The organism is Variovorax sp. FG153 (assembly GCF_057809595.1).
In genome coordinates this window covers 555,378-569,212 of the sequence record NZ_JBMDKG010000001.1, presented here as the reverse complement: position 1 = coordinate 569,212, position 13,835 = coordinate 555,378, and the positions used below count along the sequence as shown (strand labels likewise).

The 13,835-nt window shown below is 70.4% G+C and carries 13 protein-coding genes and 1 pseudogene; 11 read left to right on the top strand and 3 right to left on the bottom strand.

Annotation, left to right across the window (positions count from 1 at the left end):
- Positions 1-4 precede the first annotated feature (4 nt).
- The 9 genes and pseudogenes from ACODT0_RS02720 to ACODT0_RS02680 all read left to right on the top strand — a co-directional run bounded on the left by ACODT0_RS02720 (position 5) and on the right by ACODT0_RS02680 (position 9,301).
- Positions 5-1,267: an ABC transporter substrate-binding protein gene (locus tag ACODT0_RS02720; RefSeq protein WP_082321692.1), complete on the top strand. Its 1,263-nt coding sequence runs from the start codon at positions 5-7 to the stop codon at positions 1,265-1,267.
- Between the two features lie 71 nt (positions 1,268-1,338).
- Positions 1,339-2,160: an ABC transporter ATP-binding protein gene (locus tag ACODT0_RS02715; protein WP_082321691.1), complete on the top strand. Its 822-nt coding sequence runs from the start codon at positions 1,339-1,341 to the stop codon at positions 2,158-2,160.
- Positions 2,160-2,657, top strand: a pseudogene (locus tag ACODT0_RS02710) (ABC transporter ATP-binding protein); the annotation flags it as partial. The gene ACODT0_RS02715 and the pseudogene ACODT0_RS02710, both read left to right, overlap by 1 nt.
- Positions 2,658-3,194: 537 nt before the next feature.
- Positions 3,195-4,412, top strand: a complete 1,218-nt coding sequence (locus ACODT0_RS02705; protein WP_296799377.1) for a Tm-1-like ATP-binding domain-containing protein — start codon at positions 3,195-3,197, stop codon at positions 4,410-4,412.
- A gap of 27 nt (positions 4,413-4,439) precedes the next feature.
- Positions 4,440-5,270: a phosphoenolpyruvate hydrolase family protein gene (locus ACODT0_RS02700; protein WP_489040494.1), complete on the top strand. Its 831-nt coding sequence runs from the start codon at positions 4,440-4,442 to the stop codon at positions 5,268-5,270.
- Between the two features lie 17 nt (positions 5,271-5,287).
- Positions 5,288-6,976 (top strand): flotillin family protein, encoded by a 1,689-nt coding sequence (locus ACODT0_RS02695; RefSeq protein ID WP_261211164.1) that lies wholly within the window; start codon positions 5,288-5,290, stop codon positions 6,974-6,976.
- Between the two features lie 3 nt (positions 6,977-6,979).
- On the top strand, positions 6,980-7,420 hold the full coding sequence (locus tag ACODT0_RS02690; protein WP_057592685.1) for an SRPBCC family protein: 441 nt from the start codon (positions 6,980-6,982) through the stop codon (positions 7,418-7,420).
- Positions 7,420-8,892, top strand: a complete 1,473-nt coding sequence (locus ACODT0_RS02685) for an SRPBCC family protein (RefSeq protein ID WP_489040493.1) — start codon at positions 7,420-7,422, stop codon at positions 8,890-8,892. Before ACODT0_RS02690 ends, ACODT0_RS02685 begins: the two co-directional genes overlap by 1 nt.
- Before the next feature lie 31 nt (positions 8,893-8,923).
- Entirely contained in the window at positions 8,924-9,301 is a 378-nt protein-coding gene (locus ACODT0_RS02680; protein ID WP_296727183.1) for a VOC family protein, read from the top strand.
- Positions 9,302-9,319: 18 nt separating this feature from the next.
- On the opposite strand, the gene ACODT0_RS02675 is transcribed toward ACODT0_RS02680, so the two are convergent.
- From ACODT0_RS02675 to ACODT0_RS02665, 3 genes are all read right to left on the bottom strand, one after another.
- Positions 9,320-10,540, bottom strand: coding sequence for a type II toxin-antitoxin system HipA family toxin (locus ACODT0_RS02675; RefSeq protein WP_057592683.1), 1,221 nt, complete (start codon positions 10,538-10,540; stop codon positions 9,320-9,322).
- Entirely contained in the window at positions 10,530-10,808 is a 279-nt protein-coding gene (locus ACODT0_RS02670; RefSeq protein ID WP_413765522.1) for a helix-turn-helix domain-containing protein, read from the bottom strand. The genes ACODT0_RS02675 and ACODT0_RS02670 overlap by 11 nt, the downstream gene beginning before the upstream one ends.
- A gap of 65 nt (positions 10,809-10,873) precedes the next feature.
- On the bottom strand, positions 10,874-11,638 hold the full coding sequence (locus ACODT0_RS02665) for an IclR family transcriptional regulator (RefSeq protein ID WP_489040492.1): 765 nt from the start codon (positions 11,636-11,638) through the stop codon (positions 10,874-10,876).
- Between the two features lie 175 nt (positions 11,639-11,813).
- On the opposite strand from ACODT0_RS02665, the gene ACODT0_RS02660 reads away from it, so the two are divergent.
- Both ACODT0_RS02660 and ACODT0_RS02655 read left to right on the top strand, forming a co-directional pair.
- Positions 11,814-12,803, top strand: coding sequence for a tripartite tricarboxylate transporter substrate binding protein (locus ACODT0_RS02660; protein ID WP_057592680.1), 990 nt, complete (start codon positions 11,814-11,816; stop codon positions 12,801-12,803).
- A 23-nt stretch (positions 12,804-12,826) separates the two neighbouring features.
- Positions 12,827-13,834, top strand: coding sequence for a 2Fe-2S iron-sulfur cluster-binding protein (locus tag ACODT0_RS02655; RefSeq protein ID WP_489040491.1), 1,008 nt, complete (start codon positions 12,827-12,829; stop codon positions 13,832-13,834).
- The last annotated feature ends 1 nt before the right edge of the window (position 13,835 follow it).

Genomic DNA, 13,835 nt, shown 5'->3' with positions numbered 1-13,835 from the left:
AGACATGAAGAGAGTCGAGAAGGCGTTCGGACGCGGCATCGTCGCCGCCGCTGCAATGTTGGCGATGGCCGGGGCCGCGGGCCTCGCGCAGGCGCAGGAAACCCTCAAGATCGGCCTGCTGGCCTCGCTCGAGGGGCCGTTCGCGGCGCCGGGCCAGGACGGCATGCGCGGCGCCGACCTCGCGCTGAAGGAGAAGAAAGGCATGGCCGGCGGCAAGAAGATCGAGTTCGTGAAGGTCTCGTCGGACGCCACGCCCGACAAGGCCGTGAACTCGACGCGCAAGGCGGTCGAGCAGGACAAGGTGCAGATCATGATCGGCCCGCTGTCGGGCGACGAGGGCATCGCGGTCAAGAACTACGCGAAGACGCAACCCAACGTCACCTTCATCAACGGCTCGGCCGGCGCGCAGGCCGCGACGCTGCAGGACCCGGCGCCCAACTTCTACCGCTTCAACACCGAGGGTGCGCAGTGGATGGTGGGCCTGGGCGAGCATGCGCTGTCCAAGGGCTACAAGCGCACCTTCCTGATCGCCGAGGACTACGGCTTCCCCTACTCGCAGGTGCAGGGCTTCATGGCCAGCTACTGCGCCAAGGGCGGCAAGGTGGTCGACAAGGCCTGGGTGCCGCTGGGCACCAAGGACTACGCCTCGGTGATCGCGAAGATCCCGAAGAACGTCGATGCGCTGCTGGTGGTGCTCGGCGGCTCCGACGCGGTGAACTTCCTGACCCAGTACGAGCAGGCCGGCGGCGACAAGCCGATGATCGGCGGCTCGATCACGGTCGACCAGACGGTGCTGAACTTCAAGGGCAAGCGCCGCGAATCGCTCCTGGGCACGGCCTCGGCCGGCCCGATGGCCGACTCGATCGACACGCCCGAGTGGAAGAAGTTCGTGGCCGACTACAAGGCCAGCTTCAAGGACGGCTTCCCGAGCCCGTCGCTGTTCGCCTACCTCTACTACATCAACACCAAGGCCACGCTCGATGCGCTCGACGCGGTCAAGGGCGACCTGTCGAACAACCAGAAGGCCTACCGCGAGGCGCTGCAGAAGACCAACTTCAAGGGCCCGGCCGGCGACGTGAAGATCGATGCCAACCGCAACGGCGTGGGCACGACCTACATCACCGAGGTGAGCAAGGCGCCCGACGGCTCGTTCTACAACAAGGTCGTGAAGTCGGTGCCGAACATCTCGCAGACGCTGGGGCTGTCGGACGCCGACTTCAAGAAGATGGGGATGGGCACGCGCGACGTGCCGGATTGCCGGACCTGAGGCCGGCGACCACCGTCGAACGAACGCGCGGGGTCCGCCCCGCGCGCCCACCCCACTTCGAGACATCCAGGATGGCCACGATCACCACGCTGCGACCGCCCGCTTCGCGCGCGCCCCAACCCGCGCGCGGCGGGAGCACGCAGCTCCTGTCGGGCGACGCATTGCGCCTGGACGGCGTGACGCGCGCCTTCGGTGCGCTGCGCGCGGTCGACGGCGTCTCGCTCGCGGTCACGGCGGGACAGAAGTACGCCATCCTCGGATCGAACGGCGCCGGCAAGACCACGCTGTTCAACGCCATCACGGGCGACTTCCCGCCGACCGCGGGACGCATTCATTTCTTCGGCGAGGACATCACCGACCTGCCGCCGCAGGACCGCATCCGCAAGGGCCTGCGGCGCACCTACCAGTCCTCGCTGCTGTTTCGCGACCTCTCGGTGCGCGACAACCTGTTCCTCGCGGTGCGCGGCGTGGCCAGCGGCCGCTTCAGCTTCCGCCGGCCCGGCGCCGGCCATGCCAGCACGCGCGCGACCGAGGACCTGCTCGAACGCGCGCGCCTCGCGCACATCGCCGACGAGAAGGTCGCCAACCTCGCGCACGGCCAGCAGCGCCAGCTCGAGATCGGCATGGCGCTGGCCGGCGCGCCGCGGCTGATCCTGTTCGACGAGCCCGCGGCCGGCCTCTCGCCGGCCGAGCGGCGCGAGCTGGTGGCGCTTCTGACCTCGCTGCCCGCGCACATGAGCTTCGTGCTGATCGAGCACGACCTGGACATCGCGCTGCGCGTGGTCGACCGCGTGACGGTGATGCACAACGGCCGCGTGTTGCGCACCGGCAGCCCGGCCGAGATCGAGGGCGATGCGCAGGTGCAGGCGATCTACATGGGGAGCAAGCACTGATGGCCTGGTTCGGCGGCGGCGATCGCGACACGGCAGCCGGCCGGTCCACCGCGCTGGTGGTCGAGGGCCTCGACGTCTACTACGGCCGTGCCCACGCGCTGCAGGGCGTGAGCCTGTCGCTGGAGCGCGGCGTGCTCGGCATCGTCGGGCGCAACGGCATGGGCAAGACCACGCTGTGCAACGCGCTCACCGGGCTGGTGCCGGCGCGCGGCAGCGTGCGCTTCGGCGGCGAGGAGATCCTGGGCCTGGCGCCCAACGAGATCACGCGCCGCGGCATCGCCTACGTGCCGCAGGGCCGGCGCGTGTGGCCCTCGCTCTCGGTCGACGAGACGCTGCGGCTGGTGGCGAGCCGCCGGCGCGAGGTCGACCGCGTCTATGCGATGTTCCCGCGGCTGGCCGAGCGGCGCGGCAACGGCGGCGCCCAGCTCTCGGGCGGCGAGCAGCAGATGCTCGCGATCGGCCGCGCGCTGCTCTTGAACCCCAAGCTGCTGGTGATGGACGAGCCGACCGAGGGCCTGGCGCCGGTCATCGTCGACCAGGTGGCGCAGGCGCTGCGCGATCTCGCGGCCGAGGGCCGCATCGCGGTGCTGCTGATCGAGCAGAACCTCGGCGTGGCGATCTCGGTGGCCGACCGCATCGGCCTGATGGTCAACGGCCGCATCGCGCGCGAGATGCCGGCGGCCGAACTCGCGGCCGACCGCGAGCTGCAGGAGAAACTGCTGGGCGTGCGCTCGGGCGGCCATGGCGACGAGGCCGAGGCGGAGCAGCCCGCACCGCGCATGGGCGAGGACGACGCCCGCGACAACGCGCCGCGCGTCTATACCGTGCGCCGCGCCCATGGCGATGGCGCGCCCTCGCTCGACGACCTCGCGCCGGCCAGCGTGCGCGGCTTCACGCGCTGGAACGCCGGCGGCACGGCCGCGCCCGCGGCCGACATCCCGCGCCTGATCGCGCCGCCCGAGCCCGCGCCCGAAGCGGCGCAGCCCGCGGCCGCCTCGGGCCAGGTGTTCGACTTCCCGGTGGCCGCGAGCAGCGTGCGCGCGGCCTACGTGGCCGGCACCTTCGACACCAAGAGCCGCGAGCTGTTCTTCCTGCGCCAGTGCATCGAGCGGCTGGGCCTGCGCGTGGTCACGGTCGACCTCTCGACCTCGGGCAAGCCCTCGACCGCGAGCGTGCATCCGCGCGAGGTGGCACGCCACCATCCCAGGGGCGAGTCGGCGGTGTTCAGCGGAGACCGCGGCAGCGCCACCGCCGCCATGGGCCTGGCCTTCGAGGCCTTCCTGCGCACGCGGCGCGACCTCGGCGGCCTGATCTCGGCCGGCGGCTCGGGCGGCACCTCGATGGCCACGCAGGGCATGCGCGCGCTGCCGATCGGCGTGCCCAAGCTCATGGTCTCGACCATGGCCAGCGGCGACACACGGCCCTACGTGGGCCCGAGCGACATCTGCATGATGTATTCGGTCACCGACGTGCAGGGCATCAACCGCATCAGCGAGAGCGTGCTGTCGAACGCAGCCAATGCGCTGGCCGGCATGGTGGCGCATCCGGCTTCCGTGTCGGCCGTGACCCGGCCCGCCATCGGCCTCACGATGTTCGGCGTGACCACGCCCTGCGTGCAGGCCGTGACGCGGCGGCTCGAGGACGACTGGGACTGCCTGGTGTTCCATGCCACCGGCGTGGGCGGCCAGTCGATGGAGAAGCTCGCGGACTCGGGCCTGCTCGCGGGCGCGATCGACGTGTCGACCACCGAGGTGGCCGACGAGATCGCGGGCGGCGTGCTGTCGGCCGGGCCCGACCGGCTCGACGTGTTCGCGCGCCACGCCCTGCCCTACGTGGGTTCGTGCGGCGCGCTCGACATGGTGAACTTCGGCGCCTGGGAGACCGTGCCCGAGCGCTTCCGGGCGCGCAATCTCTACCGCCACAACACCACGGTGACGCTGATGCGCACCACGGCCGACGAATGCCGCGCCATCGGCGAGTTCATCGCCGCCAAGCTCAATGCCATGCGCGGGCCGGTGCGATTCCTCATTCCCGAAGGCGGCGTCTCCGCCATCGACCGGCCGGGCCAGCCCTTCCACGACCCCGAGGCCGACCGCGCGCTGTTCGCCGCGCTCGAGGCCGGCTTCAGGCCCGGACCCAACCGTCAGCTCAAGCGGCTGCCGCTGCACATCAACGACGAAGCCTTCGCCGATGCGCTGGTCGAGGCCTGGCGCGAGGTCTCGCGGGCCGCGCCCGGCGCGCGCCGCGCATGAGCGAAGAACAACCCAGGAGGAGCCCCCATGACCCGCATCTCACGCACCGCGCTGCTGGAGCGCTTCCGCACCAAGATCGCCTCGGGCCGGCCGCTGATCGGCGGCGGCGCCGGCACCGGCCTGTCGGCCAAGTGCGAGGAAGCCGGCGGCATCGACCTGATCGTGATCTACAACTCGGGCCGCTACCGCATGGCCGGGCGCGGCTCGCTCGCGGGGCTGATGGCCTACGGCAATGCCAACGAGATCGTGTGCGAGATGGCGCGCGAGGTGCTGCCGGTGGTGAAGCACACGCCGGTGCTCGCGGGCGTGAACGGCACCGACCCGTTCATGATCCCCGACGAGTTCCTGCACCGGCTGATCGCGCTGGGCTTCTCGGGCATCCAGAACTTCCCGACCGTGGGCCTGATCGACGGCACCTTCCGCGCCAACCTCGAGGAGACCGGCATGGGCTACGGCCTCGAGGTCGAGCTCGTGGCGCGTGCGCGCGCCCTCGACCTGCTGACCACGCCCTATGTCTTCGGCGAGGCCGATGCGCGCGCCATGGCCGGCGCGGGCGCCGACATCGTGGTCTGCCACCTGGGCCTGACCACGGGCGGCGCGATCGGCGCCGAGACGTCGCTGAAGCTCGACGACTGCGTGCCGCTGATCAACCGCTGGGCCGCGGCCGCGCAGGAAGTGAACCCCGGGGTGATCGTGCTCTTTCACGGCGGCCCCATCGCCACGCCGGAGGATGCGCAGTACGTGCTCGCGCGCTGCCCCGCCTGCGACGGCTTCTATGGCGCCAGCTCGATGGAGCGCGTGCCCGCGGAGGTGGCGCTGACCGAGACCACGCGCCGCTTCGTTCAGATCACGCGATAAACCAGGAGACGACATCCATGTCAGGTTCTCAATTCGGAAGTTTCATCCTCGGGCTGCTGGTGGTGGCGATCGCGGTCGCGATCGTCGTCTGGCTGCTGCACTGGCTCTACCTGCGCAGCTCCAAGGAACGCGCCTTTGTGCGCACCGGCCTGGGCGGACAGAAGGTGGTGCTCGACGGCGGCGCCTTCGTGCTGCCGATCGTGCACGACGTGATCCCGGTCAACATGAACACGCTGCGGCTGGAGGTCAGCCGCGGGCGCGACAAGGCGCTGATCACCAAGGACCGCATGCGCGTCGATGTGATCGCCGAGTTCTACGTGCGCGTGGCGGCGAAGGCCGAGTCGGTGGCGGTGGCCGCGCAGACGCTGGGCCTTCGCACCATGGAGCCCGAGCAGCTCAAGGAACTGGTCGAGGGCAAGTTCGTCGACGCGCTGCGCACCGCCGCGGCCGAGATGACGATGGAGGAACTGCACGAGAAGCGCGGCGCCTACGTCAAGCGGGTGCGCGAGGCGGTGGCCGAGGACCTGACCAACAACGGCCTCGAGCTCGAGGCCGCCTCGCTCACGCAGCTCGACCAGACCGGCATGGAGTTCTTCAACCCCAGCAATGCCTTCGACGCCGAGGGCCTGACGCGGCTGACCGAGCAGATCGAGCGCCGCAAGAAGCAGCGCAACGACGTCGAGCAGGACACGCTGATCGCGATCCGCAACAAGAACCTCGAGGCCGAGAAGCTGTCGCTCGAGATCGATCGCGAGAGCGAGCATGCGCGGCTGACGCAGCAGCGCGAGGTCGAGATGGCGCGCTCGCGCCAGCGCGCCGAGGTGGCGATCGAGCGCGCGCAGCGCGAGCAGCATGCCGAGAGCGCTCAGATCGCGGCGCGCCAGAGCATCGATGCCGCGCGCATCCGCTCGGAGCAGACCATCGAGGAGGAGCGCATCGGCAAGGAGCGCGCGATCCAGAGCGCGGAGCTCGAGCGCCGCACCTCGCTCGAGCTGGCCGAGCAGCAGCGCTCGATCGCCGTGGCGCGCGAGAGCAAGGCGCAGAGCGAGGCCCAGGCAGAAGCCGAGGCCGCGCGCGCCCAGGCGGTGACGGCCGAGGAGAAGGTGTTCACCGCGCGCGAGGTCGAGAGCGCCGAGCGCAAGAAGACCATCGAGCTGATCGCGGCCGCGCTGGTCGCCGAGCGCGAGGCGCTGCGGCTGACCTCCGCGGCCCAGGCCGAGCACGACGCGAGCGCGCACCGCGGCGCCGCGCTACGCGCCCAGGCCGAGGCCGATGCCGACGCCGAGAAGATCCGCGCCGATGCCACGCGCGTGCGCGCCGAGATCGAGGCCGAGGCCGCGCGCTGGATGAACGAGGCGCACAACATGCTCACGCCCGAGGCGCGCCTGTCGGCCCTGCGCATGCGGCTGGTGGAGAAGGCCGAGGGCATCATCCGCGAGTCGGTGCGGCCGATGGAGCGCATCGAGGGCATCAAGATTCTGCAGGTCGACGGCTTCGGCGGTTCCTCGGGCGGCGCGCGCAATGCCGAGGGCGGCGGCAACTTCGCCGACGGGCTGGTGAACTCGGCGCTGCGCTTCCGGGCCCAGGCGCCGCTGGTCGACCAGCTGCTGCGCGAGATCGGCATCGAGGGCGGCGACATCCAGAAGCTGGTCAACGAAAGCAGCGGCGCGCGTGCCGCGCTGGGCGCCGGCACGCCCAAGGAATAAGGCATGGTGAACGTCTACGTCTCGAGCGTGATCGACGCGAGCGCCGACAACGTGTGGGCGCGCGTGCGCGACTTCAACGGCCTGCCGCAATGGCATCCGCTGATCGCCGACAGCCGGATCGAGAACAACCAGCCGGCCGACCGCGTGGGCTGCATCCGCCATTTCCACCTGCGCGACGGCGGCATGATCCGCGAGCGGCTGCTCGCGCTCTCGGACTACGACTACAGCTGCAGCTACGAGATCCTCGAGAGCCCGATGGGCGTGAGTCACTACACCGCCACGCTCAAGCTCACGCCGGTGACCGACGGCGGGCGCTGCTTCGCCGAATGGAGCGCCGAGTTCGACTGCGAGGAACATCGCGAGCGCGAGCTGGCCGACTCGATCGGCGAGGGCGTGTTCCAGGGCGGCTTCGATGCGCTGAAGCGGCACTTCGGAGGACGCTGATGCTGCAGCGGGTCGTGCGCTCCACCGTCATCGACGCGCCGATCGAGCGCGTGTGGGCGGTGCTGCGCGACTTCAACAGCCATGCCGACTGGCACGAGGTGGTGGAGGCCAGCCGCATCGAGGGCGACGAGCGCGGCGACCAGGTGGGCTGCGTGCGCAGCTTCACGCTGCGCGACGGCAACCGCATCCGCGAGCAGCTGCTGAGCCTGTCGGACAGCGAGCACAAAAGCACCTACTGCATCGTCGAGGCCACCTTGCCGCTGCAGCGCTACGTGGCCACCGTCACCCTGAAGCCCGTGACCGACGGCAACCGCACCTTCTGGCATTGGGAATCGACCTTCGCCACGCCGCCGGGCCGCGAGCGCGAGCTGCGCGACACGGTGGCGCGCGGCGTCTACGAGGCGGGGTTCGAGAACCTGCGGCGCTACCTGGAGCGCGGGGCGCCCACGTCTTCCGTGGGCATCGCCGCATCGGCCGCGCTCGCGCTGCCGCGGCGCAGCGTGGGCCTCGAAGTCTATGGCGGCCCCGAGGTCCTGCGCCCGCGCGACGACGAAGCGGCGGCGCCCGCAGAGGGCGAGGTGCGCATCCGCCAGCGCGCGATCGGCGTGAACTTCCTCGACGTCTACCTGCGCCGCGGCTGGATGCCGTCGATGCTGCCGGTGTCGGAGGGCGCGCCCGGCGTGCCCGGCATGGAGGCGGCCGGCAGCGTGATCGATGTCGGCCCCGGCGTCAGCGGCCTCTTTCCCGGCGACCGCGTGGCCTACCTCGGGCCCGTGCCCGGCGCCTACCGCAGCGTGCGCTCGGTGCCCGCGGACTGGGTGGTGCGGCTGCCCGCGGCCGTCGAGGACGACGAGGCCGCGGCGCTGCTGCTCAAGGGCCTCACGGCCGACTACCTGCTGCGCGACCTCGGCCGCGTGCAGCGCGGCACGCGCATCCTCGTGCATGCCGCGGCCGGCGGTGTCGGCCTGCTGCTGTGTTCCTGGGCACGCAGTCTCGGCGCGGTGGTGGTGGGCACCGTCTCGAGCGAGGAGAAGGCGCGCGTCGCGCGCGACCATGGCTGCGAGCACGTGATCGTCACGCGCGACTACCGCTTCGCCGATGCGGTGCAGCGCGCCTGCGGCGGCGTCGACGTGCTGGTCGACGGCCTCGGCGAGGCCGCGCGCGCCGAGAACCATGCGGCGCTCGCGCGCCGCGGCCACTGGATCAGCCTCGGCCAGGCCAGCGGCGCGCTGGCCGCGCTGCCGCCCGACCTGCTGATCGCCAAGTCGCTGAGCTTCTCGCGGCCCGTGGTGTTCGACTACGTCGCCACGCCCGCGCAACTGGCCGAGCGCGCGCAGCGCCTGTGGGATGCGCTCGCCAGCGGCGCCCTCCGCAAGCCGCCGATCGAACGCTTCGCGCTCGATGCCGCGGCGCGCGCCCATGAACGCCTCGAATCGCGCGCCAGCATCGGCGCTTTGGTTCTGCTGGCCTAGGGCCTGTCAACACCATGCAAGGAGAACGCCCGTGATCGTCGGCATGAACCACTTCACCGTCACCGCGGAAGACGAGCGCCAGACGCTGGACTTCTACACCGGCCTGCTCGGCCTGCGCGTGGGCCACCGGCCCGACCTCGGCTTTCCGGGCGCCTGGCTCTACGGCAGCGGGCCGCAGGCCGTGCTGCACCTGTACTTCGGCCGGCCCGTGCCCGCGCAGCGCACCGGCGTCATCGACCACATGGCCTTCACGGCGCAGGACCTGCGCGCGGTGAAAGCGCGCTTCGACGCGGCGGGCGTGAAGTACGAACTGCGGCAGCAGGCGGGCGCGGGGACCTGGCAGCTGTTCTGCCACGATCCGAACGGGGCGAAGGTGGAGCTGGATTTCGATCCGACGGAGACGCTTTAGGACAGGTGTTCCGCTGGCCTACCGACCCTTGGCGTGGGCCATGCCATCGCTCCAGATGTCTCGCATCTGTGCCAGCAGCTCCTTGGGAATCCGCGGGTCACGGGCCGCCAGGTCCAGTGTCTTGCCCATTCCCTCGGCGATTCGCGCGAGCACCCTTTCCGGCTTCGCGACCGCGCAGACCTTGCTGCCGAACTGCAGCAGTTCCTCGGTCGTCGGATAGGCCTTGGTGTGGCCCTTGCCGGCGAAGAGCTTGAGGGCCAATGTGCGGTCCTCGAGCTCGGGTCCGCCTTCGTAGCGCGTGTACCGGTAGAGGGACGTCGTCACCACGTCGAACATCGGCGCGAGGCGGCAGTCGGCCGCCGAGGTATAGAGCAGGCCGTAGTTCTTGAGATGGCCGTCGCCGTTGCGCACCATGACGCTGAAAGCAACCTGCTCGAAGAAACGCTCGAGGTTTTCGATCGGCAACTGGAGGTACCGCATCAGCTCGGCGATGCGCTGGTAACTCCCGTGGTACTTCCGGTCGGATTGGATATCGCGCACGCGAAGCCCCATCAGCGCCGCGATGTCCTCGAAGGCGATGCGGGAGCCATCGGCGGCGATGTCGAAGCGGTCGACCAGCAGCAGTTGTCCGTCGTCCGAGAGGTCGAAGGTGGGTGTCTCGATGCCGGCGTGGCCGGCCGCTGTCAGGCACAGGAATTCGTTGGCCGACAGGCCGGGGTAGGACGGCGCGGCCGCCTTCACGATGATGGTGGGCACCGGAACGCTGACCCGGTCCGGCACCATGATCTTCGGCTGCATGCCGCCGATGCCGGCACCGGTGCTCATGTACGCCCGCACCAGTTCGTCGAACACCTCGGGCGTGTAGCGGGTGGCCAGCAAGGTCTTGCGGTCGATGAGCCGGGGCGCGGCGAGCGCCGGCGCCCCCGGCAGCCGGAAGCCCAGCCGGCCGATACCGTTCGACCCCACCACCGCGAGCAGGTGCATCGGGGTCAGCTCCTGCTTCGGAAACATGGCACGCAGCCGCAGGTACAGATCGCCCTCGGGCAGGTTCTGGTCCATCACCGCGAAGAGGTTGCCGTCCTGGTAGGTCGGCCGGGTCGGCGGCATGAGCAATGCGACCGAGGGCTGCTCAGTCTGGCTGTCCAGGTACCGGAACTCGTAGATCGAATGCTTGAGCAGTTGGCCGGCCGGCGCGCCGGCGATCTCGACCTCGAGCTGCCTGATCTTTTCAGGAAGCATCGTCGTCGTCCTCGTCCTGCCCGAAGCGCTGCGCGACTTCCTCCAGCGTGGGCATGCCCAGGCGCTCCAGGCGGATCGTGAGATCCATGGCGCGCAGGATGTCCAGCAGCGATGCGACGGTGATGTCCTCCCCGCGTTCGAGCCGATAGAGGACATTGCGCGCGCGGCCCGACCGCGTAGCAATGTCGGTTGCCTTCAGGCGACCTTCCTTGCGCGCTCGTTGAATGGCTTGGCCGAGTTCGATGGGCAGCCTGATCTTGTCCTGCATACGCCACATTTTCCGGAAAAATCCAGAAAATGTCCATTATCCAGGACACTTTTAAAGAAGATCCGTTACGGGACCGCCCCCTTCACCCCCAACGCCTGCGACAGCCGCGCACAAGCCGCGACCACCTGCCGCCCCAGCGCCTCCACATGCCCCTCGCCGATGCGCGCGGCCGGGCCGAAGATGCCGATCGATCCCGCGACGCCGCGGCCGTTGTAGAACGGCGCGGCCACGGCCACGGCGCCTTCGATCAGTTCGTCGCGGCTGACGGCATAGCCGCGCTCGCGCGTGCGCTCGAGTTCGGCGCGCAGTTTCTTGAGGTCGATCTTCAGGTCCCTGGTGTACTGCTCCAGCCGTTCGTCGGCCCCGGGCATGAAGGCCAGGATCGCGCGGCCGCTGGCGCCGCGCGCGATGCGCTCGGTGTAGCCGACGCCGCGCTTGAAGTTCAGCGGCTGCGGGCTCGGCATCTCGGCCAGGCACAGGCGCATCTCGCCCTGCGCCACGAACATCGCGACCGTCTCGCGGGTCTCGCTCCACAGCCCGCGCATGATCGATTCGGCCAGCGCCGACAGGTCCAGCGTCTCGGTCCACACGTGCGACAGCCGCGCCACCGAGGGCCCGAGCCGGAAGCGCTGCGGGTCGCCGACCGAGACGATGAAGCCCTTGGTTTCGAGCGTGTAGAGGATCCGGTAGAGCGTGGGCCGGCTCAGGTCCACGCGCTGCAGCAGCTCGCCGGCGGTGAGCTCGGCGTCGTCCTTGGTGAACGCCAGAAGGATGTCGAGGGCGCGGTTGACCGCGCGCACGTTCTCCGAATTCTTCTCCTTCGGCTCCATGGCCCCTCCTGTGTCGTCGCTTTGCATCGCGGCATTTTCGCTTCCCGCCCGATCCCCTCCCCGCGCCGCACGGCCGCGCCGGCGCGGCCCGATTGCGCGATCGAATCTTGTCCGTATAATGAGCGTACAGTCCACACAACGGACAACCAACCATCAAAAAGCGATTGGAGACACGATGAACCCCGCCACCCCTTCCCGCCTCCGCGGCCGCTCGTTGCTGGCGGCCGCTTCCCTCTTTCTTGCAGCCCTGGCCGCGCCCGCGCAGGCCGCCTATCCCGACAAGCCGGTGCGCGTGGTGGTCGGCTTCGCACCCGGCGGCACCAACGACATCCTGGCCCGGCTGATCTCGGTCAAGCTCTCGGAGCGGCTCAAGCAGTCCTTCGTGGTCGACAACCGCGCGGGCGCCAACTCGATCATTGCGGCCGAGCTGGTGGCCAAGGCGCCGGCCGACGGCTACACGCTGTTCGTGGCCTCGTCGGGCGCGATGACGGTGAACCCGGCGGTCTACGGCAAGCTGCCCTACGACCCGGTCAAGGACTTCCAGCCGGTGGCGCTGCTGGGCTCGTTCCCGCTAGTGGTGACGACCAACGCCGCGTCGAGCGCGAAGACCATGGCCGAGCTCAAGGCGCTCGCGGCCAAGGCACCGGCCGGCGGACTCAACCACGGCGTGGCCTCGTCCTCGTTCCAGCTCGCGGCCGAGCTCTACACCAGCGAGGGCGGCGCGAAGTTCACGCACGTCAACTACAAGGGCACGGGGCCGGTCATCACCGCGCTGCTGGGCAACGAGGTCGACCTCGGCTTCCTCGACATCGCGGCGGTGCTGCCGCAGATCCAGGCCGGCCGGCTCAAGGCCGTGGCCGTGACGACAGCCAAGCGCTCGAGCGTGCTGCCGCAGGTGCCGACCATCGCCGAGTCGGGCACGCCCGGCTACGACGTGCCGATCTGGACCGGCCTGGTGGCACCCGCCGGCACGCCCACCGAGGTGGCGGACCGCATCCGCGCCGCGCTCAAGGAAGTGCTGGCCGAGCCCGACACCGTGAAGAAGCTGCAGGCCCTCGGCATGGAGCCGGGCCATGTGGACAGCGCGGCCTTCGGCAAGCAGATCGCCGCCGACATCGCGCGCTGGACCGCGCTCGCGAAGAACGCCAACCTCAAGGTCGACTGACCGGCGCACCGAAGGAGCCACCGATGAGCGCCAGCGTCGCGATCACCCTGCTCTTCGCCGATGGCGGCACGCGCCGCGTCGACGCGAATCCCGGCGACACCGTCGTGGCCGCGGCCGCCGAGGCCGGGCTCCACCTGCTGACCGACTGCAGCAACGGCCAGTGCGGCACCTGCACCGCGCAGCTGGTCTGCGGCAGCGTCGAACTCGGCGACTACGACCGCGCCGTGCTGCCCGATGCCGACCGCGCGGACGGCGCCACCTTGTGCTGCGTCTCGCGTGTCACGACGCAAGACTGCGTGATCGAGCTGCCCTACGACCTCTCCGAGGCCACGGCCGAGGAGCCGCCACCGATCGCGGGCACGGTCAGCGCGATCGAGCGCGTGGCGCTCGAGACGATGCGGCTCGAGGTCCGCGTCGATGCGCCCGTGACTTTCCAGCCCGGCCAGTACGTGCGCCTGCGCGCCGCGGGCAGCGAGGCCTGGCGCTCCTACTCGATGGCCAATGCCTCGGGCGACAGCACGCTGGTGTTCTATGTGCGGCTGGTCGACGGCGGCGCCTTCTCGAGCTGGCTCGCGCAGTCGGCCGAGGTCGGCGCCACCCTCGAACTCAGCGAGCCGCGCGGCAGCTTCTTCCTGCGCCAGGAACCGCGGCCGCGCCTGTTCGTGGCCGGCGGCACCGGTCTCGCGCCCTTCCTCTCGATGCTCGAGGCGATCGCCGCGCGCGAAGGCGCGGCGATGCAGCCGACCACGCTGCTGCTCGGCGTGCGCACCGGCGCCCACCTGTTCGCGCTCGAGCGCATCGAACAGCTCAAGCAACGGCTGCCGGCGCTCGAGGTGCGCCTGGCCGCCGAGGCCGAGCCCGGCGACGCCTGCCATGGCGGCTATGCCACCGACCTGATCGGCACGCTCGCGCTCGATCCCGCCACGCGCATCTACCTGTGCGGCCCGCCGCCGATGGTCGAGGCCGGCCGCAGTGCCGCGGCCTCGGCCGGCCTCTCGCGCGCCGACATGCTCTGCGAACGCTTCAACTGAA

What these genes read in the sequence shown, in the direction of transcription:
- ACODT0_RS02685 (WP_489040493.1), top strand. Translation starts at nt 7,420, where the DNA reads ATGCTGCAGCGGGTCGTGCGCTCCACCGTCATCGACGCGCCGATCGAG.
- ACODT0_RS02700 (WP_489040494.1), top strand. Translation starts at nt 4,440, where the DNA reads ATGACCCGCATCTCACGCACCGCGCTGCTGGAGCGCTTCCGCACCAAG.
- ACODT0_RS02660 (WP_057592680.1), top strand. Translation starts at nt 11,814, where the DNA reads ATGAACCCCGCCACCCCTTCCCGCCTCCGCGGCCGCTCGTTGCTGGCG.
- ACODT0_RS02655 (WP_489040491.1), top strand. Translation starts at nt 12,827, where the DNA reads ATGAGCGCCAGCGTCGCGATCACCCTGCTCTTCGCCGATGGCGGCACG.
- ACODT0_RS02720 (WP_082321692.1), top strand. Translation starts at nt 5, where the DNA reads ATGAAGAGAGTCGAGAAGGCGTTCGGACGCGGCATCGTCGCCGCCGCT.
- ACODT0_RS02715 (WP_082321691.1), top strand. Translation starts at nt 1,339, where the DNA reads ATGGCCACGATCACCACGCTGCGACCGCCCGCTTCGCGCGCGCCCCAA.
- ACODT0_RS02675 (WP_057592683.1), bottom strand. Translation starts at nt 10,540, where the DNA reads ATGCTTCCTGAAAAGATCAGGCAGCTCGAGGTCGAGATCGCCGGCGCG.
- ACODT0_RS02670 (WP_413765522.1), bottom strand. Translation starts at nt 10,808, where the DNA reads ATGCAGGACAAGATCAGGCTGCCCATCGAACTCGGCCAAGCCATTCAA.
- ACODT0_RS02665 (WP_489040492.1), bottom strand. Translation starts at nt 11,638, where the DNA reads ATGGAGCCGAAGGAGAAGAATTCGGAGAACGTGCGCGCGGTCAACCGC.
- ACODT0_RS02690 (WP_057592685.1), top strand. Translation starts at nt 6,980, where the DNA reads ATGGTGAACGTCTACGTCTCGAGCGTGATCGACGCGAGCGCCGACAAC.
- ACODT0_RS02695 (WP_261211164.1), top strand. Translation starts at nt 5,288, where the DNA reads ATGTCAGGTTCTCAATTCGGAAGTTTCATCCTCGGGCTGCTGGTGGTG.